This is a genomic window from Dyadobacter koreensis (assembly GCF_900108855.1).
Taxonomy (GTDB): domain Bacteria; phylum Bacteroidota; class Bacteroidia; order Cytophagales; family Spirosomataceae; genus Dyadobacter; species Dyadobacter koreensis.
This window is the reverse complement of record NZ_FNXY01000003.1, coordinates 648,684-675,003: the sequence shown is the minus strand read 5'-3', so window position 1 is coordinate 675,003 and position 26,320 is coordinate 648,684. Positions and strand designations below refer to the sequence as shown.

Here is a 26,320-nt window from a genome sequence, read left to right as displayed (position 1 = left end):
TCATGAAAAAAACTCTTCTATTCGGAATTGTCAGTTTGCTCTGGCTGTCACTTCCCGTCAAAGCGCAGCTTGAAAAAGGTACGAAATACGTCGCGGCAACGATTAATTTCCGTGGAACGCATCAGGCTATTGATTACACACCGAGTGTAAGTGCTAACAACAGCAAGTATGACGCATTTAATTTAAATCCCTCCTTTCAGTATGGGAAATTTGTAAAAGAGAACAGAATGATAGGAATTGGCTTTGGTACAAGCATGGCTTTTTCAAAAAACCAAAGTTCCTACGCTGGCCAGGATTTTGTTTATAAAGGCAACAATATTGCCTACAACCTGTCGCCCTATATCAGACATTACAAATCGCTCAGTCCAAAGTGGGCAATCTTTTTAAATTCATCGTTGAGTCTTTCCTATATACATTTGAGATACTCGAGCAACGACGAGGTAACAAAAACCGACGGCTATGCCGCCGGCGTATACCTGACACCAGGTATTTCTTACTGGATAACGCCAAGATTTGCTTTGGAAACCGATCTGAATTTTTTGTCATTGTCTGCAGGTTATAATCACATGCCAACATCTAAAAATGTGTTTTTCAACTCGATCGTGACTACAAATTTAACCAGCTATTTTGCTGTAAGAGCGTCCTGGTATCTTCAAAAAAACTAAAATCCTGTTATGAAAAATACGTATTTCATTATAGCACTGCTCATTTTGAGCTCATCTCAAATTGTACTGGCGCAATTGGAGGGCCAGAAATTCATCTCCGGAACCGCGTCTGTTAATTTTAGTAACACTAATTCCGATTTACAAGAATCTTCAAACAATTATGGCTATAATTTTGACATTGGTCTGGGAAAATTTAAGACCGACACAAGAGCTTCAGGCTGGAAAATTAGTACGTCATTGGCTGGTAGTAAGCAAAATTTCCTTACCTATGTTAATGGGAATCCAATAAATACAGAGAAAAATGGTATTAATGGTTTTGGGATAGGCGTGGGGCATTTTTGGCAATTTTACAAACATTTTAACGAGAAGGCCGGAATTTATGCAGGGCCTGAGATTAATGCTCGTTATAATAATTCCAAGACTTATCAGACTACCAGCGATGGTTCGGCTTTGGGGGAGAACAAAATAAATACGTTGACTCTTTCTGCCGGCTTAAGTGCGGGATTATATTACAAACTGTCGCAAAAATGGTGGGTTACGGCTAATATCGCCTTATCGGATTTCGTTAGCGTAGATTATTCCCATCTGAAATCCAGTGTTGAAAGCAGTAACAATACAACCGCGCAAAAAACACTTAATTATCAATTTTCTCCGTCATTCCGGTTTCCGGTTGTAGGTTTTGGCGTTCGCCGCTTTTTATAACAATCCCAAGTGCCCTAAATAAATAATTGAGCAGCGAGTATTAGAAAAACGATAGAAATGCCTTTTCGGGATATCTATCGTTTTTTTTATTCAATGAAGAAGTATTTTTTTCTCCTGGGTGTGTTGTTTGTTTCTTCATGCCATAAACCAAATTTTTCATCTATTGCTCCGCCCTGGACACCAGACTATCCTGTCGACCGCTCTGAAAGTGCTATCCAAAAATTTGAAAAAAGTGATGCTGAAAAGATGCCCGCACCGGGAGGAATTGTCTTTGCGGGAAGTTCAACATTTACCAAATGGACGAATGCGGATAAAGATCTCGCTCCGCTTCCGATAATTAACCGCGGTTTTGGAGGCTCAACTCTGCCGGAGGTGATCCATTATGCGGATCAAACCATCCTTAAATACCATCCCAAAACGGTTGTCATTTATTGTGAAAATGATATGTTTGGCAACAAACCCAAATCGCCGGAACAGGTACGTGATGCTTATGTGGCGCTCACGAAAATAATCCGGGATAAAGAGCCGGATGCTAAAATTTATGGTGTTTCCTTAAAACCTTCCCCCTCTCGCTGGGATAAACGTCGAGATGTTGAAAAGGCGAATAAGCTGATTCAGGACTTTATCAAAAGCGATCGTCGTCATGAATATATTGATATCTGGCCGGTCATGATCAAGAATGGAAGACCTGATGGAACGATATTTTTGAAAGACAGTTTACACATGAACGAAGAGGGGTATCGCCGTTGGGTAACAGTTTTGAAACCGATTCTTGAAAAGTCGGAGTAAAAAATGTCTTGCTATGCTTTTAGGCTTTTCGTTGAATAAGTAAGATTTTAAAAAGTCCGGTTAGGGGTGTACCTTTTAAAGTAAAGTCAGTATATTAACCGAAAAATAGATTTCCGTAGATTAAAAGTGATAGCGCATTCAAAATAATGAAAGTAACGGCGGTTTTTGATATTGGCAGGACCAATAAAAAGTATGTACTTTTTGATGAAAAGTATCAGATTATAGAAGAAGTTGCAGAATCACTGCCAGAAACGACGGATGAGGATGGATTCCCAACTGAAAATATTGAACTTCTTACCAAGTGGGTTCAGGAGCGTTGGAATGATCTTAAAAATAATCCTAAATATCAGATTCAGGCGGTAAATGCTGCTGCTTATGGTGCTAGTCTGGTTCATTTGGATGCGAGCAATAAACCGGTGACTCCGTTATATTCTTATTTGAAACCGCTTCCCGAGTCGTTATTAAATCAATTTTACAGCAAACACGGCGATCCGACCAGAATTAGCCTCCAGACTGGTTCTCCGCCAATGGGTATGTTGAATTCGGGTATGCAGCTTTACTGGCTGAAACATACTAAGCCGGAAGTCTATGCTAAAATCGTTTCTTCTTTGCATTTGCCACAATATATTTTGTTCCTGTTAACGGGAAGAAAAGCGAGTGATTATACTTCAATTGGTTGTCATACAGCACTTTGGAGTTTTGAAATGTGGGATTATCATGAATGGGTTAAAGATGAAGCCATTCAGAAAAAACTGCCGCCGGTGCTTGCATCGTCATCTTTCATTTATCGTGATGGTGAAAAAGCGATTCAGTCTGGGTTTGGTTTGCATGATAGTTCTTCTGCGTTGGTGCCATACCGGATGGCTGTGAAAAAGCCATTTGTGTTGTTATCAACAGGAACCTGGTGTATCAATTTTAATCCGTTTTATTCTAAACCGTTAACATCTCAGCAGCTCGACAGGGATTGTATGAACTACCTGACGCCGGAAGGAAGCGGGGTGACCACTTCCCGTCTTTTTATGGGGAGGGAGCATGATTTTCAGGTCAAACGAATCGCTGAATATTTTCATGTCGATGGTGACTTTTACAAGAAAGTAGCATTTAACGAAGAAATTTTAAAGGCAGATACACCCAAATTTTACGCAGCCTGCATGACAGGAAACGGACCTTTCCCGGAAGCTAATACAAAGGAATGGCAGGTTAGTGCTTTCGCAACGCCGGAAGCAGCGTATCATCATTTGTTAAAGGGACTTACAGATATGCTGACCGTATCTTTGAACCTGATCGGTATTAACGAGGTGCAGGCGATTTATATTGACGGTGGATTTTCAAAAAATGAGATCTTTACCAGGCTTGTAGCGCGTAACTTCCCTGAGCATAAAGTATACGCAACTGATTTGCCTTATGCAACTTCTCTTGGTGCGGCACTTCATGTTACACGTCCTCAATCGTTTGAATTTATTAATGAGATTCGGGAAGTTGTTGCGTAGGAAAATATTTATTTTCTCTCTAAGCCTCAAAAGTTGATAGCTTTTGGGGCTTTTTTATTTATCTAATTTGCTTCTCACATTTAATCGGCGCTTAGAATAAAGTCTATGGCCGGGTGAATTATGATCGTGCATTACTTATCAATGGATTAATCGTGTCAACTTAAAATGATTTGGTCGATGGTAAATCTGCCAGATGATTGAAAGGATTCAGCATAAAGGATTTAATTTGTTTTTCGAAGATGATAATTCTTCCAAGCTCTCAGCAATGCTTACGATTTGGATTTTCTGATTATCACCAAACGCCACCGACATGTTAGAAAGAGGAATGAGTCCCTCACACCCAGGTGTGATTTTAAGTGGTTTGATTCAAGAATTGAGGAAAGAGACAGGTGATGCTTATACTATAACTGAAATTGCAGAAGGGTTAGGTGTAAATAGAAAAACACTGTCTCAAATTCTGAATAAAAATCAGGTATAAGTCCGGAGATGGCTGTCAAGCTTTCGGAAGCATTTGGGACAAGATGAATTTACAGAAGAATTACGATCTATGGCATGCGGAACAAAAGGCGAGCAGAGGTGCCGTGAAACATTTTTCGAAGAGTAATTTTACGAATTTACAATCTGCTTAATCCATCAACTAATCCGACTCCAGTTCGTTTCTTCCTTCCGCATGTTATTAATATGATTCCGGATAGGAGCGTTTTCCGGCGTAAGCAAATCCGGATCTGTATTGAGGATACCTTCTGCGGAAATTCTGGCGGCTTTTAAAATTTCTCCATCCTGCGCCAGATTTGCAATTAACAAATCCATTAGGCCGCTTTGCTGTGTACCTGAAATATCTCCCGGTCCCCGAAGCTGCAAATCTACTTCAGCAATTTCAAAACCATCATTTGTTCTGCACATGGTTTCCAGCCTTAGTTTGGTTTCCTTACTGATCTTGTAATCCGTTATTAAAATACAGTACGATTGTTCTGCTCCACGGCCGACACGCCCACGCAGCTGATGAAGCTGGGATAACCCGAAACGCTCAGCATTTTCAACAACCATTACGGAAGCATTCGGGACGTTTACGCCCACTTCGATAACTGTGGTCGCCACCATTATTTTTGTTTCACCTTTTACAAAACGAGCCATTTCAAAATCTTTGTCTTTCGGCTTCATTTTTCCGTGTAAGATGCTCAATGGAACATCGGGAAAAGCACGGGAAACGCTTTCATAACCATCCATAAGATCCTTCAAATCTAGTTTTTCAGATTCCTCGATCAGCGGATAAACCATATATACCTGCCTCCCTTTAGCAATTTCATCTTTCAAAAAACCAAAAACGGAAAGGCGATGTGCGTCATAGCGATGAACGGTTTTAATTGGTTTTCTTCCTGCCGGCAATTCATTGATCGCTGAAATATCCAGGTCTCCGTAAAGTGTCATAGCGAGCGTTCTTGGTATAGGTGTCGCAGTCATAACCAGCATATGCGGATTGGTCGACTTATTTTTCGCCCACAATTTACTGCGCTGTGCAACGCCAAATCTGTGCTGTTCATCAATGACGCACAAACCCAGATTTTTAAACTGGACAATATCTTCTATCAATGCGTGCGTTCCCACAATGATCTGCATAGAACCATCGAGAAGTTGCTCGTGGATTAATTCCCGGTCTTTCTTTTTCGTCGAACCGGTCAGTTTCCCAATATTTATACCTAACAGATCAGCAAATTGTTTCAGTCCCTGATAATGCTGGTCTGTTAAAATTTCTGTTGGCGCCATAAGGCAGGCCTGAGCATCATTATCCAGTGCAAGAAGCATTGTGATAAAAGCAACAATTGTTTTTCCGGAACCCACATCTCCCTGCAACAAACGGTTCATTTGCTTCCCCGTTTTCAGATCTTCCCGGATTTCATGAAGAACGCGGACTTGTGCTCCTGTTAATTCGAAGGGCAAATGATTATCATAAAACTCCCGAAGTAACGTTGTTTTGGTAAAAACGAGTCCGGGAAATTCCGTCTTATGAAGGAGCTTGTTTTTGATCAGCCTGAACTGATTGTAAAACAGTTCTTCAAATTTAAGTCGTCTCTGCGACTGGTGAAGCCAGGCTTGGCTTTGCGGATTATGTAGATTCCAGAGCGCGTCTGCTTTCGTAACCATCCGGTATTTCTGGACCAGATTTTCAGGCAACGTTTCACGAATATGCGGTCTGGCGATTTCCAGCAGGCTGGTTATCATTTTACTGATCGCCTTACAATCAACAAATTTCCTGCGAAGCTTTTCGGTGAGTGGATAAACGGGTTGCCAGTATCCGCCTTTTTCATTGTCCGGCGTCAGCAGTTCGATCTCCGGGTGCGTAATACTCCATTTCGATCCGAACGCTACTGGTTTTCCATACACGATATATTCGCCGTTTGGGCGAAGATATTTTTCGAAATAGTTAATACTTTGAAACCACACCAGTTCGATCGTTCCGGTACCATCCGTGAATTGCCCGACCAGACGTTTTTTCCCTCCTTCACCCACAATTGTCCATTCTCTGAGCCTGCCTTTGATTTGAGCCGCAGGCATAAGTTCCGTTAACTGGCTGATCCGGTGAAAGATGGTTCTGTCTTCGTGCCGAAATGGATAATGCTGAAGTAAATCGCCATAGGTAAAGATTCCCAACTCCTGGTTGAGCAATGCCGCTCTTTGCGGGCCAACGCCTTTGAGGAAATCGATTTTGGTATCGAAAAAATTGGTACGTACTGGTATGTGTGCTTCGGAACTCATTTTTCAAAAGTACGAAATTTGAACTAAATGACTTGATTAACAACTTTTGAATTACGTATTTCGTTAGTCAAAACAAACAACCATCATCTTAACCAAATTTATGAAAGCAACATTTTTCACTTTATTTTTAGCCTTAGTAGGTTTTACATTCGCATCAGCACAAAAAGCACCTGACAGTCCAAGAATTACGGCAGAAAGCAAAAACGTTTCTGTGGCTTATGGACAGCCTTCAAAACGCGGACGTGTTTTATTTGGAAAAGAAGGATCAGAAGGTTTAGAGAAATATGGTAAGGTTTGGAGAATCGGAGCGAACAACGCGACCGAGATCACTTTTAAAAAAGACGGAACTTTTGCAGGAAAACCTGTTAAAGCCGGAACTTACACATTATTTGCAATTCCAACTGAAAAGGAGTGGACACTTATCCTGAACAGCGAATTGAAACAATGGGGAGCTTATAAGTACGAAGAAATTAAAGGAAAAGATGTTCTGAAAGTAACAGTTCCTGCGAAGACTTATGCAACTTCTAAGGAAGCACTGACTTTCACAGTTGCAGATACCAAACTTGATTTTCAATGGGATAAAGCTGGATTCTCGGTTCCTATGAAGTTCTGAGTAACGGCCTATATGAAAAAAAGCAGAGCCTTAAAGCTCTGCTTTTTTTATGGATAAACTTTTAAGCGATCACTCACATATTCGAGCGAATCATATTTTCCAGCACTTGCAAATGGTCTGTAAACGCCTTTTGGCCTGCTTCGGTTGCTTTGTATGTTGTGTTTGGTTTTCGCCCTAAAAACTGTTTTTGAACCAGAATATATTCCGTTTCTTCCAATGCCTTGAGATGTGAGGCAAGATTGCCGTCCGTGAGTTGTAATAATTCTTTCAGTTCATTGAAACTTACGGCGTCATTTACGACCAGGACAGACATAAGTCCCAGACGGATTTTGCTTTCAAAAACTTTATTAAATTTCTCTAACCATTCCATTCTGCCTGCAAGTTATGAAGTCATTTTTAAACTACTTATTGACTTCCATAAAAAGTAGCGCGTCGCGATTTCTCAGCCATACAGCCTGATCGCGCTGATTGTTGGCCTGTGCAGTGATTATTGTAGATGCCAGACCGGTTCCGAGAGAAACCCAGAAAAACTTTTTTAAGGAATCCCGGTTTCCTGTTATCAACGAAGCAATGGATCCTCCGGAGCCCGCAAGGGAAATTACCAATGCGATATTTCTCTTTTTTCTGGAACTGACATACAACTGCATCCCGCCGGGCGAAATCATGAATTCTCGTTTTATAGCTTTCTGACCTTTATAGAGAATGTTGTCTTTAATATAACTGTTGCTGCCTTGAAGGTAAATCGTTTCTTTATCATACCATTTTCTAGCGGTGCTGTCAATAGGAATAGCAGTCGGTGCGGAAATTTGTGCCTGGCAAAATGTTGCTGTCAAAAGAAAAAGTGCTATCGCAGCAATTCCGCCTTTTCGGGATGATTTGTCAATCATTTCTCCTTCCCGGTCATACTTGTTGTACATGGCAAAACCATAGACAATATGTAATATGCCAAAACCAATTGCCCAGAAAAGCAGCGAAAATCCTGTGAAAAACAGTGCCAGGCTTCCAATAATAATTTCAAAAATGCCCATGTAGAAAACTTCCGGCCAGGTATGACGGCTTGCATTGACTAACGCCAAGCCATAAAAAATTAAAGTTGCTGGCAAAACAAGCCAGATGTATCCATAAGACAACATGGCAAGACAAAATATTCCTCCGGTAGCCAAAGGAATAATCATACTGACAACTAGTCGGCGGGAATTTTTATTCCAAACCTGAAATCCTTTTTTCTGGCTTTTTCGGATCGTCAGAAAAATGCCAAAGGTTAGTGAAAGGAATAAAACAAGAATTCCGTCAAGAAGCAGGAAACGTATGACCTCGCTTTGGCTGAGTGCATCTGAATTGTCATAAGAAAAACTCTCAGTGAACCAGTCTGTTTTTAAACGGACATATGCCACCGCTGCGCCTATCAAAGCAAAAACGCCTGCGAATACGCCGCTTAATCCGCTCAGTGATAAAAATTTATTAGACCGCTCCATCAAGTCGCGGATTTCATTCAACGTATGTAAAGATTCCTGATTTGATGACATGTTGAAATCGGGTTCGGACAATAAAATATTAATTCAGATATTCCAGGACCTTGGGCAAAAAGATAAATCCGGCTACGATAACTGCTGAAATCGCCAAAATCAAAACACCGGCAGCCGCAACATCTTTTACAATTTTGATTGAAGGGTGATAATCTGTAGTCACCGTGTCAGCTAATTTTTCGATGGCAGTGTTAAATGCTTCTGCTGACCAGACCAGCGCAATTTGAATTACGATAATGCACCACTCAATTGTTGAAATCTCGAACCAGATGCCAGCGATTAAAATCAGTGCTGCGGCAATTAAATGAATCTTAGCGTTGTTTTCCTGCCGAAACAGGTCGTACATGCCAACGCCGGCATAACGAAAACTTTTAAGCGCTTTACGAATATTTATGGGTTGACTCATTTCTTTTAAGTTCTGCGAAAATATGGAACGCAAAGTACAACAACATCAGCACGAACGAAAACGTGAAGGTATGTTTTATGGCGAATGGGTCTTTCATACTATATAAAATACCACGGGCCAACGCCATTGGCTGTGCAATAATGTCCCAACTATTCCACCGGCCATATCGTCCCAAAAAGACTCCGAAGCCACTTAAAAACATAGATGCAGCGATAAACAGCCAAGCTACCTGTTGATTCCATCGATGGGTCAGTAGCCGATAAACTATTCTGATAGAATACAATCCGGTAAGAAATCCGGAAACGGCAAAAGTGAAGATCATCAACGCATCAAACCAGATCATATGCTCGGGCGTCGCTCGTAAATGCAGCAAATCAGTAACGATATAGGGTGCGTTCGGGAAAAATAGTAACCATATGCTCAAATGAATTGCCAGCAGCCAGTTTGGTTGAGAATGTGATAGTTGTCTTTGCCAGACCCATTTGATGTAAAACAGAGGTATCCAGGCAAGAAATAAATTCCATGGAAGAAAGATAAATCCAAGGTGCCTGGTGGTGAGTATTCTGAAAAATAACAGGATCAAAGATGATGCGGATACCAGCGCGAGAAGCGCAATCTTATGGTTTCCTTTGAAATAGCGGAGTAATGTTTCGGTGTTCATATTTCTATAAAGTACTTTGAGTTGCAAAGTAAATATATAAGTGTTAACTTATTCAAGTCTTAACGATTTATTTTTTAGCGGTAAGCCAGTAATTTTTTCTTGAAGTGGATATAAAGCTTAAACGCAATAAGCCTGACAAGAATATTTTCCTGTCAGGCTTATAATATGAAAGCGAAATCATTATTTCTTAGCTGTAAATCCTTCCATCATCTGCCATTCTCTTCCCGCTGTTTGAGCTTTGAAAGTTTCGAGGCAACCGCGGTCTTGTAATGTGATGTAGCATGTTTTCCCATTTTTCCCGCCAAAACATATATTGGAAACCTTTTTGCCAATAGTAGTAATTGTGTGAAGTACTTTACCTTCCGGGGATAAAACGGCAACTTCGCCTTTTCCGTGGCGGGCTATGTATAAGTTTCCAAGAATGTCGCAGCGCATACCGTCCATTCCTCCATCGGCGAAGTTGTGTATCAGACGTTTGTTTGATAATGTCCCGTCCGCTGCCAGATCAAATGCCCACACATTGCGTTGAACGCTTTCATTAACATATAAAGTTTTTTCGTCCGGACTGATATCAATACCGTTTGTCGTTCCCATCTTTTCAGCAACAAGTCTGGTTTTCCCCTGCGGGGAGACATGCCAGATTTGTCCGGTTCCTTCTTTCCAGTTTGGATCGGAACAAAAGATATTTCCGCTCTTGGTGATAGCAAGGTCGTTCGGTTGGTTCATACGTGGCTCGTTCGCAAAAACAGTCACGTTTTTTGTGATCAGATCCACTTTCAAAACATTATGACCAGTAAAGTCAGCAACGAAAAATGTATTTTTATCAGCAAAACGGATTCCGTTTCCAGTGCTACCTTTGGGTAATGTCACAAAGAAACCTGATTTCCCTTTTTTATTCATTTGGGCAATCGTACCGTCCCTTGCGAAATTTACAGCATAAACATTTCCTTCAGAATCAACCGCAGGACCTTCGCAGTTGGCTGTAAATTCTCCCTCAGCCGAGAACTTTTTACTTGTTTGGGCAATAGAAATTGTGCTTAAAAATAGCAGGGTAATGAATAGAGAATATGCAAACTTTTTCATGGGCAGAAACTGAGTAATATGGAGGATTGTAGCAAAAGGGAAGTTAATTTTTCCATTTAATGGCGCATCCAATAGGCTTTGTGGACATCGTCACGACAGGTTTTCCGGAAATAAGATTACTTACAGCCTCATCTACGTAAAACTTGCTTGCGCCAGCCGGATCCTGTGGATTATCGTCTAACATACCCATATATCGGACAGTAAATTTACCGTTGCTTTTTGAAAGGACATAGACCTGCGGCGTGCGTGCTGCTCCGAAAGCTTTGGCAGTCGCCTGGGATTCGTCGGCCAGATATGGATAATTATATCCTTTTGAAGAAGCACGTTCTTTCATTTTGTCAAAAGAATCATCTACATGAGTGCCTGGATCGCTCGGATTGATGGCAATAACCGGAAATCCCTGAGATGAATATTTGTTGTTAAGTGCTATAATTCTGTCTTCATAAGCTTTCGCAAAAGGGCAATGATTACTGGTGAAAACCACAATTATTCCTTTTGAAGAATTAAAATCAGAAAGCGATATCATTCTTCCATCAACATTCTTCAAGCTAAAATTCCCGACAGCATCACCAATCTGATAACCTCCGGATTGCTGAATTTCGATTAGATTTTCCGTGAGTTTATGCTCATAAGTCGATGCGACCGAACCAACGCCAGTGACGGCAACAAGAGAAATCCACAAAATGAGTTTCATCTTAATATATTTAGTATTCATTCAATGCTCATGACGTTAGATAATATAAAAGTAACCGAATGAAATGTTAAGTTTTGTTAATGCCCGTTTAAGTATATCTTCATACCAGAATACCTGCCATTATCGCTAGATTTACTGTTACATAGAAGTACTTCTAGAACGTACGAATTTACCTAATTATTCGTGTTTACAATGCGCAAGTAATCTAAATCATCTTCGGAAGTAAATTATTTCTTCAAAACGATAAGGAAATTTAATTTAAAGCATTGTGATTCTGTGGATATCTGCATATCTTTGCACCTCGTTTTTGAATATCAGTTTATCATAAATTATTATCATGTACGCAATCGTAGAAATCGCAGGTCAGCAATTTAAAGTTGAAAAGGGTCGCGAAATCTTCACGCATAGGCTTGAAGGTGACGTGAACGCTGCTCTTGTGTTTGACAAAGTCCTACTCGTTGATAACGAAGGCACAGTACAAGTAGGTGTTCCTACAGTAGCAGGTGCTTCTGTAAAAGTTACGGTGCTTGAACACCTTAAAGGTGAAAAAGTGATCGTCTTCAAAAAGAAGAGACGTAAGGGTTACAAAGTTAAGAATGGTCACCGTCAGTATTTGACTAAGATCAGCATTGACGAAATCGTAGCTTAATTAAAGGCGGTATTCCGCTGCGGCTGAGATTTTAACGAATTGAAGCTTATTCACAATCATCGAAAAAACAAAAAAGTAAGATATCATGGCACATAAGAAAGGTGTAGGTAGCTCTAGGAACGGACGTGAATCAGAAAGCAAGCGTCTGGGTGTTAAATTATTCGGCGGTCAGCACGCGAAAGCAGGAAATATTCTTGTTCGTCAGCGCGGAACGAAACATAATCCAGGTAATAACGTAGGTATTGGTCGTGACCATACTTTGTTTGCTTTGGTTGAAGGACACGTTGTTTTCCGTAAAACACGTCTTAACAAATCTTTCGTTCATATCGAACCTATCGCTGCTGCAGTTGAAGTTGCTGCTGAAGCATAGTCAGAAGATTGTCGGTTAATTCCGTAAGATTTAGAAAACCCGCCGGATTTATCCGGCGGGTTTTTGTTTTTATTTGGACCGGTTTAAACCAAAATATAAAAACCAGTGTTGTAAGCAAGGATCGAAAGAATAGTCCTATACCAGATATTATTGAATACCATGTTAAAACGTCCCGTATTTGTATATACAGAATTAAGCCCGAATCCAAATTCTATGAAGTTCGTTCTGAATTTCGAGTTGGTACCTGAAGGGCTTTCATTTGATTATCCTTCATTGGAGTCGACTTTGGAAGAAGGAAGCGGTTCTCCGTTGGCGGGAGATCTATTCCAGTTTCCTCACGTAAGGAGAGTTTTTATTGCCAGTAATTTCATTACGATTTCAAAGAGCGAAGATGTTGCCTGGGAAGAAGTTTTGCGTGACACCAAGCAGTTTATAAAAATATATTTTGAAGAAAATCATCCTGTATTTTTTGAAAAAACCATCGAAAAAAATACTTTGATCGTTGATTCAAGAGATTCTGACACAATTCAGAAAATTAAAGCTGCGCTTGATCAATATGTTCGTCCGGCTGTTGAGTCTGACGGTGGTGCGATCAACTTCCATTCTTTCAACGAAGATACAGGAACAGTCAAGGTTTTGCTGCAGGGATCTTGCAGTGGCTGCCCATCGTCCACTTTGACTCTGAAAGCAGGAATTGAAAATCTGTTGACTCGCATGGTGCCTGACGTTAAGGAAGTTGTTGCAGAAGGAGTTTAATTATCGCGGTCGGCTTTCAGCAGCCGGTTTTCGGTAATTTCACTGAGTGATATCTGGATATCGAAATAGCAATTGGCATTTGGCCAGGAGTATCAATGATATATTTTTTTGCCGACAGCAGATCGCTGATGGCCGAAAGCTATAAAGAAAGCCTTGCCAAAACCGGCAGGGTTTTCTTTTTTTGCGACAATTCGCTAGCTTTCCACCGATGACCGATACGATAAAACATTTTATTGATAAAATTGAAAGTCTCCAGTCGCAGGGAGACAAATATTTTCCGGAAGGTATATTTCCAGCCTTTCGTGATAACAGTATAATTGGTTATAACCGTCCGGATACGACGATATTTTTTTCCGCCATTATTGCTTTTACATTACAGTCAATTTCAGATGAAGCGGATACTGAAACGGTTATAAAAATCAGAAATATCTGTTCGAAAGTAATTCAGAATTATCCTGCTTTCCAGAATAAGGATGGTTTGACAACATATAATTTCTGGAAAACCAAACCTTCAAAACACTTTCCAAACGGCCACATTTTTCGTCATTTTGAACATTTCCGGATTCCTGACGATGTGGATGATACTGCTTTCGTATATCTTACCAGTGATCCGGAAGAGGCAGAAATAAAGTGGTTGCATGAAAAACTCAAATTGCATGCAAATGGCACTAAACACTGGATCAGGAATACATACCCGGAATACCGGCGTTTAAAAGCATATTCTACGTGGTTTGGGAAAAATATGTATATCGAATTCGATGTCTGTGTATTGAGTAATTTGCTATATTTTGTTTTTAACAGCAAGTTACTCCTCAACGAGCATGACAATGCCAGTTTGAGTTATATCAAATCTGTTATCGAAACCAATCGGTATCTCGATGTGCCTTTTCGATGTGCGCATCAGTATCCAAGAACGCCGCTGATTATTTATCACGTAAGCCGGCTGATTGCTGCTTTCAATCCCGAATTATTGAAACCAGTCAGAGAAAAGCTGATTAATGATACAAAAGAGTTATTAGGAAAAACACAAAGTCCCATGGACCGCGTTCTTCTTTCAACTTCTCTGATTCGTCTGGGGGTGCAAACAGAACGGATAGCAGTGGAACGGTACACCCAAAATGATTTCAACGGATTCTATTTTTTTATCGCAGGCTTGTTGACGGCTTACGAAAATAAGTTACTTTACAATATTTCCAGTCATCCGATATTTCATATGCATTGGCTTTGCGAGGCGCATAATTGGACTTTATTGGCGGAATACGAAACCTTATGGACGAGATTATAGACACAACTATTCTACTTCGCGTTCGTCAGATCGTAGTAGAAACAAGTGAGGTTAAAACTTTCTTTTTTGAAAAAATCGATGGCGAAACGTTGCACTATGAAGCGGGGCAGTTTCTTACTTTTCTGATTGAGGTAAATGGGCGTGAAGTAAGACGTTCATATTCGATGAGTTCGGCCCCGGCTGTGGACGAGTATCCGTCTATTACGGTAAAACGTGTTCCCAACGGTGAAATTTCCCGTTTCTGGATCGATTTTGTGCATGAAGGAGACATCTTTACAGCCCTGCCGCCGGCTGGCCGTTTTACACTTGAAAAATCTGATGAGCCAAGGGATGTAGTTTTAATAGGAGCAGGGAGTGGGATCACGCCTCTGTTCTCTATTTTGAAACAAACACTTTCGGCGGACACAAAAAGTCAGGTTACGTTGCTTTACGCAAATCGGAATGAGAAGACGACTCTTTTCATGGATCAGATTTCCTATTGGCAAAGAAGGTATCCTGACAGACTTCAAGTAATGCATATCCACAGCCAGCCTTCTGATGAATGGAACGGCATACGGGGGAGAATTAATAATACGCGGCTTGAACAAATGGTCAGCAACGCTCTTGTTCATGACAGGAATAAGGTGAAATTTTTTATTTGCGGGCCTTTTGAGCTAATGCGCTCGGCAGAGATTACGCTTCACTTTATGCACTTTCAAAGGGATCAAATCCGCCGGGAAAATTTCGTGATAAGAAATCCGCAGCCGGAGAAGAGAGAGGAGCTTCCACATGATGTGCGTTTAATTTTCAAAGGCATCACGTACGAGTTGCACGTTCCAGGCGATAAAACGATTCTCCAGGCAGCACTTGATTCCGGTATTTATCTGCCTTACAGTTGTAAAGGCGGAAGTTGTGCAACTTGTGCCGCAATTTGCCGATCGGGAAATGTATATATGACTATTAACGATGTGCTGACTGACGGAGACCTGGCACAGGGATGGATTTTGACCTGCACTGCTTATCCGGAAGATGAAAATGTGTTGATCGAAATTATATAAACTAACAAAAAACGTGCAGAAGTTAACTTCTGCACGTCCGGTTCAAGAGTCTAGAACTAGTAGGTAATTTTTATAAGGGTTTAGGAATAATGTAATACATTTAGAACCTGCGTTATTGAAAGAACGGCTGTTATTTCAATAAGACGAATTTTCTACTTATATTCTTATCTAATGCAAAATTACTTGTAATCTATTACCAAGCAAGTAATTTTTAAGAAAAGTGTTCGAACACGCACCATATTTTTTGTCATGTGTTCGAACACATCAGGTTTTAAGGTATAACTGTTTAGATTTGTAAATCTAATGCACATTTCTTTAAAATCTAAAAAATATTAAATAATGTGTTGAAATTTTATTGTTTTACCTGAAAACAGGCCATAGAATAAGATTTTGAAGTATATGATTGTAATTGTATTATTTTTATATGAATGAAAATCGGGCATATTCCCGTTCGTTAGCATTGACACAGTGAAAAAAAAGATTGTTCGAATAAAAGATATAGCTGAAAGGGCAGAAACATCCAAAGGAACGGTAGACAGGGTTTTACATAACCGTGGAAGGGTTGCTGAAGATGTTCGTGAGAGAGTATTGAAGATCATCAAGGAGATGAACTATGAGCCAAATTTTCTGGCTCAGTCTTTAAAGACACAGCGAACTTACAGTTTTATTGCATTAGTACCGGATCCGAAAACAGATCCTTATTGGGAAGCGCCGGAACGTGGAATAGCGAAAGCGGAAAAGGATTTAAGACAATACGGGATTTCAATAACCCGCTATACATTTGATCCTCATGATGTGAATTCTTTCATTGAAAAAGCAAAACTGGCAAGTAAAGAACATTCCGACGGACTTCTTGTTGCTCCTCTTTTTTATAAGGAGGTATTGCCATTTTTTAAAGAATGGGAAGAATTAAGGATTCCTTATGTGCTGTTTAACACACAGATATCAAACATCAGTCCTCTTTGTTATATTGGACAGGATTCTTATCAGAGTGGATTTCTGGCCGCCAAGATTTTAAGTTTTGGTTTGCCGGAAAAATGTTCCATGCTGGTTTTGCATATCGATGAAGATTTGCCAAATTCGGCACACCTGATCACAAAAGAAAAAGGCTTCAAAGATTATTTCGTCAAGAAAGATCTGACAGATAAATACAAGGTAATTGGTGCAGAACTGGATTTTGCTGAAAATGAGCGCTTTGATCAAAACATGGATAATTTGCTCGAAAAAGAAGCGAATTTAAGAGCAATTTATGTGACAAATTCGAAAGCCTTCGCGGTTGCCCAATATCTCGAGAAAAGAAAAATCGATCATATAAAATTGATCGGATACGATCTGATTCCTCAAAATCTTAACTATTTAAAACTCGGGTTTATTGATTTTCTGATTAATCAAAATCCATTAGGACAAGGTTATTGGGGGATTTATCAGCTAGCCAATCATCTGGTGTTTAAAAAGGATATTCCGCCAATAAAGTTTTTGCCGCTGGATATTATAACTCAGGAAAACCTGGAATACTATCTTGATCCGGAACAGTAATATGGAAATAAACAAAAAAGAGGAATCTGGTTTCAGATTCCTCTTTTTTGTTTAGCTTTTTCTTTAAATCAGAATTCGCCAAACTGCGTATACATTTCTTTCAGTTTGGGCTCGGTTTCTTTTGCACGGATATCTTTTCTGATTGCTGGTACGCCTTGAATATCGGTCAGCAATCCAAGTGCCTGATAAGCTCCGAAACGAACGAAATAGGATGGGCTATTTCTTGCCATACCTTCCAGTACAGGGATACTTTTTCGCTGAACATCCTGTTTCGATTTAATCAGGTATTTGCCGAAAACCTGTAAGAAGTTATATTTCTCGCTAGGTTTCATGCGCTTCATTTTTTCCAGGAACCAGTCATATCGTTCCGGTTGTGCCAGTCCGGCGTAGTAATTCCCAACAGAAGCTACAATGGCATCATTCGGTGAATCTTCAAATTGGGCTGCCACATCGTTTGCATCAGAAGGCTGCCCGACAAGATATTTATCCAGCGCAACAGAAACGACCTGATAAGAACTGTCGCTTAGTGCTTCGCGGAAAACCGGATCATTGTTATTGTCTCCAAAAGAGGCAAGGGTTATGATTGCCTCTGCTCTTACCTGTGGATGGCGGTCCGTACGTGCCCGGCTCTGAATTATCTTTTCAATGTCCGCAAAACCTTCACCATCATACTCGGCAAAGTTTGAAATTGCCATTTGCCTTAATTTCCAGAAAGGATCGGTCATTGCTTTTACCAACACATTTCTAACAGTGGAATCCTGTAATTTTCCTTCCAATGCTGCAAGTGCTTCATATTTTGGTAAAAACTGCTCCGAATGATTGTATTGATAAACCAGTTCCGGGCGATCTTTATCCTGTTCGATATTAGCCAGAAGCTGCGATTCGGCATCAAAAATGACAAGGTCCGGTTTCTTTGCTGCTGGAAATTCAATTGTTTGATTCACTTTGTCGATCACGACGTCGTAGCGGTTTTTCTTTCCTCCGGTCCAGACATCCACTTTCAGGGGCAATCTGTAAACCGTAGTTGCCAAAGTATCCTGAGCCTGGGTAATTTTTAGCTGAACTTTGTTGGTAGCGGTGGAATAATCCTGTTTAATTTTTATAAGCGGATGACCCGGACGCAAAAACCATTGGTCAAAAAACCAGTTTAAATCTTCTCCCGTTACTTTTTCGAAAGACATACGCAGATCACTGATTTCAGCCGTTCCAAGTGCGTGGGATTTTAAGTAATGTTGTAAAGATTTAAAAAACGCGTCATCACCAACATATTTACGCAGCATATGTAAAATACGTCCTCCTTTTGCATAAGAATGGCTGTCAAACATATTTTCCGCATCTTTATAAAAATAACGGATCATAGGTACCTGTTTGGTTTCAGCTTCCGTCAGGTACTGTTTTAATTCCTGTAAATTTTGCCAGTCGGCCTCGTTTTTACCGATGTAATACTCGCTCCAAAGATATTCTGAATAATTTGCAAATGATTCATTTAATGGGAGTTGTCCCCATTCTTCTGCCGTAACATAATCTCCAAACCAGTGATGCGCCAGTTCATGCGCAATTACCGCATCAGAATTTCCATCCAGGATTGAGCGGGCATCCGTTTGAACACCTTCTTCATGAACAGTGGCTGTTGTATTTTCCATTGCGCCCGCCACGAAATCCCTAACGACGATTTGCGCATATTTTTCCCATGGATATTCAATTCCAAAAATATTGGAAAAGAATGCCATCATTTCAGGAGTTCTTCCGAAAATCGCATGTGCATCTCCGCCGTATTTTGGTTCAACATAATAGCTAAGTTCAAGCCCGTTAGGCATCATATCCGTAGCAATCGCATAGTCGCCGACAGCGAGCATGGTCAGGTATGGTGCGTGAGGTATAGTCTGCTTCCAGTGATCAGTGCGTTGGCCGCTTTGATCTGGTTCCTGAGAAATAAGCAATCCATTTGACAATGTTTTGTAGGTGCTGTCAACAGTAATATAGACATCCTGAGTGAATTTTACATTCGGAGAATCGATGGTGGGAAACCAGCAGGAGCTCCCGGAAGTTTCGCCCTGTGTCCAGATCTGCTTAGGCTTACCTTCTTCCTGTCCGTCTGCATTGATAAAATACAACCCCTTGTCATTTGGGTTATCATCCTGCTGATCTCTTGGCAGATCGTTAGGTTTGGCAACGTAGTCGATTTTTACATAAAGTGTGTCCTTTGCCGAGTAGTCCTTTCCAAGCTTGATCGTAATTTTTCGTTTATCGTAGGTATAATCCAGCTTTTTAGATATATGCTTAGTCAAATCCTTTGGCGCTGCTGAACCAAAATCCTGAAAACTATCAAGCTGTGAAATCCCTTTTATGTCAAAGCCTTTCGCATCCAGTTCAATAGTATTCTGGGAGTAAAAATGGGGTTTGAAAGAAATTACCGCGGAACCATGAACCTGCTGACGGAGCCAGTCGAATTCAACATCAAGCCGGGTATGAATAAGATCGTGCTTTAAAGTCCGGGTTGGCCGATAAGGGCCTTGTTTGGAAATTACGCCAGGATTTCTTCTGTAGAGCGTATCTTTTTCAATAAAATGATCTTTGGCATCTACGCTAAAAGCGGCAAACAAAAATGCTATTCCAAAAAATTTGCAGAAACCGTTACGCATTGATACGTCAATTCTCTTTCCGGTCATTTCTGCTTGTGGTTTGGACATAAATTTGAATTTAGTCAAGTGTTTTGTATTAAGTCGAATTTATTTATTTACCGGCTGTTCTGTCAGGCAACATAAGTCTGGCCTGATAAAGCTGCCCGGCGAGCCGGTATGTACGACACGGCCAGGGTTATGATAACGATGATGACACCAGTAAAGAATATATCCTGCCAGATTAATTTCACAGGATATGCATCTACCAGCGCTGTTGTCATTCCCATAGACACAAATCCATAACTCATTTGGAGCCAACAAATCAAGACTCCGAAGATAATCCCAACAATCGCACCAGAAAGTGCGACAATGGCTCCTTCTGCAAGAAATATTTTTCTGATCAGCGAAGGAGTTGCGCCGAGCGCGTACAGCATCGATACATCCTTTTTCTTTTCAATTGCTAACATACTCAGCGAGAAGAATATATTGATTGCCGCTACTAAAATAATAAATGAAAGGGTAACAGATACAAACAATTTCTCAACGCGTATGGCGCGAAGCAGATCTGCATTCATAGCATCCCGGTCTCGAACAGTAAATTTATCACCAAGTTTCGCCTCAATTTCTTTCGCAACCTGCTTCTCAGTAAAACCCGGAGCCGTTTTTACTTCCAGCGAAGAGCGCTGTCCATTGTATTGTAAAAGTGCATCAACGACTGGGAGCGGAGCTATAACATAATCGTCATATCTGCTTTCAATAAAAAAAACACCACCCGGACGAATAACCGTCTGGTTAAAAGCTTCCGTTGAAGTAAGGTTCAAAGTTTTAGTTCCAGTTCTCGGATACCACAGTTCAAGTGGCGTCAAAATATCTTCGAGCGAAATCGTAAGCGCATTTCTTACGCCTTCCGAAATCACAGCAAAAGGTGTTCCGTTGCCGCCGTAAAGGTTAAGAGAGCCTTCAATTAAAGCCGTATCTAACTGGCCGCGCCTGGAAAATGTACTGTCAACGCCTTTCAGTTTAACGATCGTCTGTTGGTTTCCGTAACGGGCCAGGGCATTGTCTTCAATAACTTGTGTGATTAATTCTACGCCCTCAACCGACTTAACAACTTTCAATAAAGAATCCGAAACCTGAAAACGTTTACCTTGCGAAGGCGTGACCGTTACGTCGGCATCGAAAGTTTTGAACATTTTTCGGTTCAGATCTTCCATACCGTTGAAAACGGAAAGCACAACAACCATTGCCATGGTACCAACTGCGACGCCGGCCATGGCAATACGTGCGATCACACTGATGAAACTACGTTTGTTACGGGAAAAAAAATAGCGAATGGCAATTCTGTACGAAAGATTCATTGTCAGTTACGCTTGGGATCAGTTCGTTTCTTCTTCGTCGTCTGGTTGTGCAGGAGGGATTACCAAATCTGCAAAAAGAAGATCCATTTTGGCTGCGTACTCGGCAGTATCATCGATATAAAATTGTAAATGAGGAACAATACGCAGCTGATGACGAACACGTTCTGCCAGTTTTTGTCTGATGAATTTTGTATTTTCCTTAATTGTTTCCAGTAAAAAACTCTTATTTTTATCAGGTAAAAAGCTCAGGTATGCACGTGCAATTCCCAGATCCGGGGAAACCCGTACAGCCGTGATCGTAACGAACGAGCCGTTTACCAAATGTTTTGCATCTTGTTGAAAAATTTCTCCTAAATCCTTCTGGATTTGTCTCCCTACCTTTTGTTGTCTCTTCGATTCCATCTTTTTCTGATTGCGGACTTTGGATGTCTGGTTACTTCAAATAAAATTCTCAAACCTTCCGCTATCCTCCTTAACTTCTGCTATCTACTATATTTAGTACAAATATCCATACTTATTTTGTTTTTGTAGACCCCTCGGTTGTAATTTCGTGAAAGTATTCATGTCGTCCTATCTAACCATCCAGTTTCTTGCTTAGTTTTTTTCGGGTTAATGCGGCTTATCAGATGATCAGTTTAGTAGTTTTTTTTCTACTGCTGAGGCTGCCGTTCTTTTTTGGAGGAATACCATTGTTAATACCGGAACTGAGCTGGATGCTGGTAGGAGAGCAAATGAACCACGGTTTTATGCTTTACCGGGACGTTTGGGATAACGTTAGTCCGTTTTCAGGACTTACATACTGGCTGATCGATTCGGTTTTTGGACGGGCGCAATGGGTTTATCAGCTCATCGCAGCCGGACTTGGGGTTATTCAGATCCTGTATTTTAATTATGTAATTTATTCCCGTGAAGTTTTTCCCGAACGCACTTATATTCCTGGTGCCTTATATGCTATTTTCCTCAATATCTCCTTTGATCTTGGCACGCTTTCGCCAATGCTCATGGCGAATACATTTTTGCTTTTTGCTTTTGGATTAATTGTTAAAATTCTTGTTCGCAGGGAAGCCACCAATCAGGTTTTTGAAATGGGCTTATACATTGGCATAGCGACGCTGTTCTATTTGCCGGCCTCACTATTCATGGTATGGGCATTTCTTGCATTGCTTTTTTATACCGGTGCTACGATCCGTCATCATCTGTTAGGGCTTTTTGGTTCGCTTTTTCCTTTGCTTATGGTTTTGTTATTCTTTTATATGAATGACGGAATCGAAAGTCTGAACCGGAATTTACTTACATCTGTTTTTCAGGTAAAACAATATAACCTTACCGATTTTTCGTCGCTTCTGGCATCTTTGCTTTTGCCGCTGGGTTTTGGGATTTTAGGTTTTATGCGAATTTTCACGACGTTGCGTTTCGTAAATTATCAAACCAGAATTCAACAGGTGATGGCACTATGGTTCATCGTTTCTGTTTTTACGATTCCCCTGATGCAATATCTGGCACCGATGCAGTTCGTTATTTTCATTCCGCCGGCTGCTTTTTTTGCAACTCATTATTTTCAAAGTTTCAAACGTAAAAGTTTCGGAGATGAGTTTCAGTTTATGTTGATGACTGCGATTATTGTTTTTATTCAGTATCAGGGAACAAGGGGAATTTTACCTGGAATTTCGATGGGAAAGCTTGAAAACCTTCGGGCAAAATCAGCAGCTTTGCCGGCAGATATAAAAAATAAGAGAATTCTGGTTTTGGGGCAGCATGCCGGAGAATACATGGAAAATTATTCAGCGACGCCTTATCTGAACTGGGACTTGTCAAGTTATGACTTGAAAAATCTGGATAATTTTGATAGCGTGATTCACGTCTACGATAATTTCCGGAAAGATCCGCCGGATTACGTGATCGATAAAGTCAATATAATGCCGAAGCTTTTGTCCCGCGTTCCTGCTCTCCAAAGCCAATATAAGCTGAGTCCATGGAAGGGGATTTATCAGAAAATATAACGGAAGTCAATAAAAAAGACCGGTCACTTTAATGACCGGTCTTTTTTATTATCACAATGATGTTATATCTCAGCAAGCAATTTTATTCACGCGTGCCTGATGCCTTCCACCTTCAAATTCAGTATTTAAAAAAGCCTTGATGCTCGCGATTGCGGTTTCAAGGGTTATAAAACGCACAGGAATGCATATCACGTTGGCGTCATTATGCTGACGTGCCAAAGCAGCAAGTTCAAGATCCCATACCAAAGCAGCGCGAATTCCCTGGTGTTTATTGGCGGTGATGCACACACCCTGACCACTCCCGCATAGAAGTATTCCCTTTTCGAATTCCTTATTTTCAACGCCACTGGCAACCGGATGCGCAAAATCAGCGTAGTCAGCCGAATCTGCGCTGTACGTTCCAAAATCTTTTACTTCATAACCGTTATTGGTAAGCCAGGTGGTAATTGGGTCTTTGTAAGGGAAACCGGCATGGTCGGAACCGATGGCAATTTTTTTCATTACTTTTTTGTTAATTGTGTCCAGGTGAATAACAATTTCGTCTTTGGAATTGTTAAATTTTCCAGATTTATTTAGACTGGAAAACAAAGGTAACAGCAAATCAATGAACTAAAATAATTTTGAGAATATGAATGATGAATTAAAGAATGAAAATTCGAAGTTAATAGATGTTTCTCTTCTTAATGCAGCAGTACCGGAAGATGAAAAACAAATAAAAGCGGCTTTTGAAGATCGGAATTGGAGTGAAATTAAAAGTGCAGATTCCTGGGTTATATTTAAAGTAATGGCAGAGTTTGTCGAAGGTTTCGATAAACTGGCGAAAATCGGTCCGTGTGTTACTATTTTTGGTTCTGCCCGGACAAAACCTGACAATCCTTATTACAAAATAACGGAAGATATTGCAGCGAAACTGGTAAGACACGGTTATGGAGTAGTCACCGGTGGTGGGCCGGGGATTATGGAAGCTGGTAACAAAGGAGCTCACGAACAAGGTGGGAAATCGGTCGGTTTAAATATAAAATTACCCTTCGAGCAGCATAGCAATCCTTATATCGACCACGATAAAAATATCAATTTTGACTTTTTCTTTGTGCGGAAGGTAATGTTTGTGAAATATTCACAAGGATTTATCGTAATGCCTGGCGGATTCGGAACACTGGATGAACTTTTTGAAGCGATGACCTTAATTCAGACAAAAAAAATAGGACGTTTTCCCATTGTTTTGGTTGGAAGCAGTTATTGGTCAGGTTTGCTGGACTGGATTAAAGGTACGATGCTTACCGAAGCAAATATCAATCCGGAAGATCTAAAACTGATCAGCGTAGTTGATACGCCGGACGAGGCGGTTCATGTGATCGACGAATTTTATTCCAAATATTTGCTGAAGCCAAACTTCTGATGAATTATTTCATCGATTATCTCAATCAGATTGTTCCGTTGCCGGAAAAGAGTGCGTCGGCAATTAATGAGATAACTGTTCGCAGAAAACTTTCCTTGCACACGTCCCTGCTTAGAAACGGGGATGTATGCAGGGAATTTCATTTTATCGAGAAAGGTATCGCACGCGTTTTTTATTATAAAGACGGTAAGGAAGTGACTGCTTGGTTCGCCGCCGAAAACCAGATTGTAAGCGCAATCGACAGCTTGTTCACCGGGCAACCGTCGTTATATAACATTGAAATTTTGGAAGATTCGACAGTCTGGAGTCTTCAATACAACAAAATTGAGCCCGTTTTTCAAGGTCATCCGATTGTAGAAAGACTTGGACGATTACTGATCACAAAAAACTATCTTCTTCTTGACGAGCGCATGAAGCTATTTGCGTTTTGTACTGCTGAGGAGCGTTATGAACGTTTGCTGCTTCAAATTCCTGATATTCTACAGAGAGTGAAACTTGGCCAGATTGCTTCCTATCTGGGAATCTCACAGGAGCATCTGAGCCGTATTCGGGGGAGGAAGTAGGGGTTGGCTGTTTAGCATTAGCCAGTTAGAGGATGAAAGCTGACCTATACTTTTTTAACTAAAAAAAACCGATTTTGATAATTATCAAAGGAATCGGTGATTACAATCCGGAAGTTTGAGTTGTAAATCTATCAACTTAAATCTTCTGCTTATGGATACTTCTCTTAGAATGTTCCTGCATATCATCTGCCTTACTGCCGCAACCTTGCTTGTGTATGCTGCGACACTATTCATCTCAAATCTTTTATTTCCGGAAACTGGCTGCATATCCTTGAAGGGTATTTTCTGGGCAATAATCTACCTTGCTTTTTTCATAACGACCGGTGCTCAAATTATTTCTGGCAGGAACGTTACAGGCAAAAGGATACTTAAAAACCTGCTCATCTGTGCTGTCGCTCCAAATGCCCTGATAGTGATTTTATCTGTTTTTAATTAATCAAACCTTACTTAAAAACTGAAAACATGCTAACGATCATCTTCATAGTATTCGGATTTTGTTTCATACTGGAACGATTGATTCCCGGTTGGCAATTGCCGGAAGTGCCGACCTGGACAATCCGGGTTTTGGCTATAAATTTTGTCCAGCTCGGTGTTGTTACGCTGGCGGGTGTCACGTGGGAAAAATGGTTTTCCTCGGTAAGTATCTTTCACTTATCCAATCACGTTAATGACATTGCAGGTGGAGTTATTGCCTATTTTATCGCCACTTTCATTTTCTATTGGTGGCATAGATGGCGTCATACCATCGATTTTCTGTGGACACATTTTCATCAGATCCATCATAGCCCGCAACGTCTGGAAGTGATCACTTCGTTTTACAAACATCCGTTGGAAATGACCGTCAATTCTTTGATCGGGAGCTTACTGGTCTATACATTTTTGGGCTTAAATGTTGAGGCAGGCGGTTTCTATACGCTATGTACTGCCCTCGGCGAATTTTTTTATCATACTAACGTGAAAACTCCTCAGTGGATCGGATACGTTTTTCAGCGCCCGGAGATGCACAGGATTCACCACGAATATGAAAAACATACCAATAATTATGGTGATATTGTCTGGTGGGATATGCTTTTTGGTACGTATCAAAATCCGAAAGAATTTATAAGTTCCTGTGGATTTGATAATGAAAAAGAGCAGCGTTTAACAGATATGTTAAAATTTAAAGATGTCCATAAAGAATAAATTCACACACCTAATCCTGGGAAAATGAATAACCGTGTTCGGATTTGTCTACTTCTTAGTAACCTCGCTTACTTATTTGTTTCAAGTATTGGCGTTAAATTAACGCTGCCTAACTTTTTCTTCTTACCTGTATGTCTGATCGAATGCTCTGTGGAGGGGCAAATTTTCAGTTTTTTACTTT

The 26,320-nt window shown here is 40.6% G+C and carries 28 protein-coding genes; 17 read left to right on the top strand and 11 right to left on the bottom strand.

The features are described 5' to 3' along the window. Positions 1–2: 2 nt before the first annotated feature. From BMY70_RS11515 to BMY70_RS31530, 5 genes are all read left to right on the top strand, one after another. Positions 3–665 carry a hypothetical protein gene (locus tag BMY70_RS11515; protein ID WP_090335310.1) on the top strand — a complete coding sequence of 221 codons (663 nt, stop codon included), beginning with the start codon at positions 3–5 and terminating at the stop codon, positions 663–665. Positions 666–674: 9 nt separating this feature from the next. Continuing rightward, positions 675–1,367 (top strand): outer membrane beta-barrel protein, encoded by a 693-nt coding sequence (locus BMY70_RS11510; protein ID WP_090335309.1) that lies wholly within the window; start codon positions 675–677, stop codon positions 1,365–1,367. Positions 1,368–1,460: 93 nt separating this feature from the next. Next, positions 1,461–2,156, top strand: coding sequence for a GDSL-type esterase/lipase family protein (locus BMY70_RS11505; protein WP_090335509.1), 696 nt, complete (start codon positions 1,461–1,463; stop codon positions 2,154–2,156). A gap of 146 nt (positions 2,157–2,302) precedes the next feature. Beyond that, a complete protein-coding gene (locus BMY70_RS11500) occupies positions 2,303–3,646 on the top strand; it encodes an FGGY-family carbohydrate kinase (protein WP_090335308.1) in 1,344 nt (447 codons plus the stop codon). Positions 3,647–3,956: 310 nt separating this feature from the next. Next, positions 3,957–4,124 (top strand): hypothetical protein, encoded by a 168-nt coding sequence (locus BMY70_RS31530; protein WP_310590636.1) that lies wholly within the window; start codon positions 3,957–3,959, stop codon positions 4,122–4,124. A gap of 155 nt (positions 4,125–4,279) precedes the next feature. Here the strand turns inward: BMY70_RS31530 and recG are convergent, their stop codons facing one another. Next, on the bottom strand, positions 4,280–6,400 hold the full coding sequence (gene recG / locus BMY70_RS11490; protein WP_090335307.1) for an ATP-dependent DNA helicase RecG: 2,121 nt from the start codon (positions 6,398–6,400) through the stop codon (positions 4,280–4,282). Between the two features lie 100 nt (positions 6,401–6,500). Between recG and BMY70_RS11485 the strand changes: the two genes are divergently transcribed. After that, positions 6,501–7,013: a DUF2911 domain-containing protein gene (locus BMY70_RS11485; RefSeq protein ID WP_090335306.1), complete on the top strand. Its 513-nt coding sequence runs from the start codon at positions 6,501–6,503 to the stop codon at positions 7,011–7,013. Positions 7,014–7,086: 73 nt separating this feature from the next. On the opposite strand, the gene BMY70_RS11480 is transcribed toward BMY70_RS11485, so the two are convergent. From BMY70_RS11480 to BMY70_RS11455, 6 genes are all read right to left on the bottom strand, one after another. Next, positions 7,087–7,383, bottom strand: a complete 297-nt coding sequence (locus BMY70_RS11480) for a winged helix-turn-helix domain-containing protein (RefSeq protein WP_090335305.1) — start codon at positions 7,381–7,383, stop codon at positions 7,087–7,089. 31 nt (positions 7,384–7,414) lie between these two features. Further along, positions 7,415–8,539 carry a hypothetical protein gene (locus tag BMY70_RS11475; RefSeq protein WP_090335304.1) on the bottom strand — a complete coding sequence of 375 codons (1,125 nt, stop codon included), beginning with the start codon at positions 8,537–8,539 and terminating at the stop codon, positions 7,415–7,417. A 28-nt stretch (positions 8,540–8,567) separates the two neighbouring features. Next, on the bottom strand, positions 8,568–8,945 hold the full coding sequence (locus tag BMY70_RS11470; RefSeq protein ID WP_090335303.1) for a diacylglycerol kinase family protein: 378 nt from the start codon (positions 8,943–8,945) through the stop codon (positions 8,568–8,570). Beyond that, positions 8,920–9,606, bottom strand: a complete 687-nt coding sequence (locus BMY70_RS11465; RefSeq protein WP_090335302.1) for a DUF1361 domain-containing protein — start codon at positions 9,604–9,606, stop codon at positions 8,920–8,922. The genes BMY70_RS11470 and BMY70_RS11465 overlap by 26 nt, the downstream gene beginning before the upstream one ends. 180 nt (positions 9,607–9,786) lie before the next feature. Further along, entirely contained in the window at positions 9,787–10,689 is a 903-nt protein-coding gene (locus tag BMY70_RS11460; protein ID WP_090335508.1) for an SMP-30/gluconolactonase/LRE family protein, read from the bottom strand. Between the two features lie 43 nt (positions 10,690–10,732). After that, positions 10,733–11,383 carry a thioredoxin family protein gene (locus tag BMY70_RS11455; RefSeq protein ID WP_090335301.1) on the bottom strand — a complete coding sequence of 217 codons (651 nt, stop codon included), beginning with the start codon at positions 11,381–11,383 and terminating at the stop codon, positions 10,733–10,735. Positions 11,384–11,720: 337 nt separating this feature from the next. On the opposite strand from BMY70_RS11455, the gene rplU reads away from it, so the two are divergent. From rplU to BMY70_RS11425, 6 genes are all read left to right on the top strand, one after another. Then, the gene (rplU, locus tag BMY70_RS11450; RefSeq protein WP_090335300.1) at positions 11,721–12,032 is read left to right on the top strand and encodes a 50S ribosomal protein L21; all 312 of its coding nucleotides are present in this window, start codon (positions 11,721–11,723) and stop codon (positions 12,030–12,032) included. An 85-nt stretch (positions 12,033–12,117) separates the two neighbouring features. Next, on the top strand, positions 12,118–12,402 hold the full coding sequence (gene rpmA, locus BMY70_RS11445; RefSeq protein ID WP_090335299.1) for a 50S ribosomal protein L27: 285 nt from the start codon (positions 12,118–12,120) through the stop codon (positions 12,400–12,402). 159 nt (positions 12,403–12,561) lie between these two features. Further along, complete coding sequence (locus BMY70_RS11440) at positions 12,562–13,158, top strand: NifU family protein (protein WP_177197004.1); 597 nt, start codon at positions 12,562–12,564, stop codon at positions 13,156–13,158. A 208-nt stretch (positions 13,159–13,366) separates the two neighbouring features. Further along, the gene (locus BMY70_RS11435) at positions 13,367–14,443 is read left to right on the top strand and encodes a hypothetical protein (RefSeq protein ID WP_090335297.1); all 1,077 of its coding nucleotides are present in this window, start codon (positions 13,367–13,369) and stop codon (positions 14,441–14,443) included. Then, complete coding sequence (locus BMY70_RS11430) at positions 14,428–15,480, top strand: ferredoxin--NADP reductase (protein ID WP_090335296.1); 1,053 nt, start codon at positions 14,428–14,430, stop codon at positions 15,478–15,480. Before BMY70_RS11435 ends, BMY70_RS11430 begins: the two co-directional genes overlap by 16 nt. 468 nt (positions 15,481–15,948) lie before the next feature. After that, entirely contained in the window at positions 15,949–17,016 is a 1,068-nt protein-coding gene (locus tag BMY70_RS11425; protein ID WP_090335295.1) for a substrate-binding domain-containing protein, read from the top strand. 68 nt (positions 17,017–17,084) lie between these two features. Here the strand turns inward: BMY70_RS11425 and BMY70_RS11420 are convergent, their stop codons facing one another. The 3 genes from BMY70_RS11420 to rbfA form a co-directional block, all read right to left on the bottom strand. Beyond that, positions 17,085–19,706, bottom strand: a complete 2,622-nt coding sequence (locus tag BMY70_RS11420; RefSeq protein ID WP_229209571.1) for a M1 family aminopeptidase — start codon at positions 19,704–19,706, stop codon at positions 17,085–17,087. 62 nt (positions 19,707–19,768) lie between these two features. Continuing rightward, a complete protein-coding gene (locus tag BMY70_RS11415) occupies positions 19,769–20,995 on the bottom strand; it encodes an ABC transporter permease (RefSeq protein ID WP_090335294.1) in 1,227 nt (408 codons plus the stop codon). A gap of 18 nt (positions 20,996–21,013) precedes the next feature. Then, a complete protein-coding gene (gene rbfA, locus BMY70_RS11410; RefSeq protein ID WP_090335293.1) occupies positions 21,014–21,397 on the bottom strand; it encodes a 30S ribosome-binding factor RbfA in 384 nt (127 codons plus the stop codon). A gap of 188 nt (positions 21,398–21,585) precedes the next feature. On the opposite strand from rbfA, the gene BMY70_RS11405 reads away from it, so the two are divergent. Beyond that, a complete protein-coding gene (locus BMY70_RS11405) occupies positions 21,586–22,995 on the top strand; it encodes a hypothetical protein (protein ID WP_090335292.1) in 1,410 nt (469 codons plus the stop codon). A gap of 69 nt (positions 22,996–23,064) precedes the next feature. On the opposite strand, the gene rpiB is transcribed toward BMY70_RS11405, so the two are convergent. Further along, positions 23,065–23,496, bottom strand: coding sequence for a ribose 5-phosphate isomerase B (gene rpiB / locus BMY70_RS11400; protein ID WP_090335506.1), 432 nt, complete (start codon positions 23,494–23,496; stop codon positions 23,065–23,067). 127 nt (positions 23,497–23,623) lie between these two features. Here rpiB and BMY70_RS11395 point away from each other — a divergent pair, with 127 nt between their 5' ends. The 4 genes from BMY70_RS11395 (at position 23,624) to BMY70_RS11380 (ending at position 26,139) form a co-directional block, all read left to right on the top strand. Beyond that, entirely contained in the window at positions 23,624–24,394 is a 771-nt protein-coding gene (locus tag BMY70_RS11395; RefSeq protein WP_090335291.1) for an LOG family protein, read from the top strand. Further along, positions 24,394–24,957 carry a Crp/Fnr family transcriptional regulator gene (locus BMY70_RS11390; RefSeq protein ID WP_090335290.1) on the top strand — a complete coding sequence of 188 codons (564 nt, stop codon included), beginning with the start codon at positions 24,394–24,396 and terminating at the stop codon, positions 24,955–24,957. The genes BMY70_RS11395 and BMY70_RS11390 overlap by 1 nt, the downstream gene beginning before the upstream one ends. A 151-nt stretch (positions 24,958–25,108) precedes the next feature. Beyond that, positions 25,109–25,393 (top strand): hypothetical protein, encoded by a 285-nt coding sequence (locus BMY70_RS11385; protein WP_143072085.1) that lies wholly within the window; start codon positions 25,109–25,111, stop codon positions 25,391–25,393. 26 nt (positions 25,394–25,419) lie between these two features. Then, positions 25,420–26,139: a sterol desaturase family protein gene (locus BMY70_RS11380; protein ID WP_090335288.1), complete on the top strand. Its 720-nt coding sequence runs from the start codon at positions 25,420–25,422 to the stop codon at positions 26,137–26,139. Positions 26,140–26,320 lie beyond the last annotated feature (181 nt).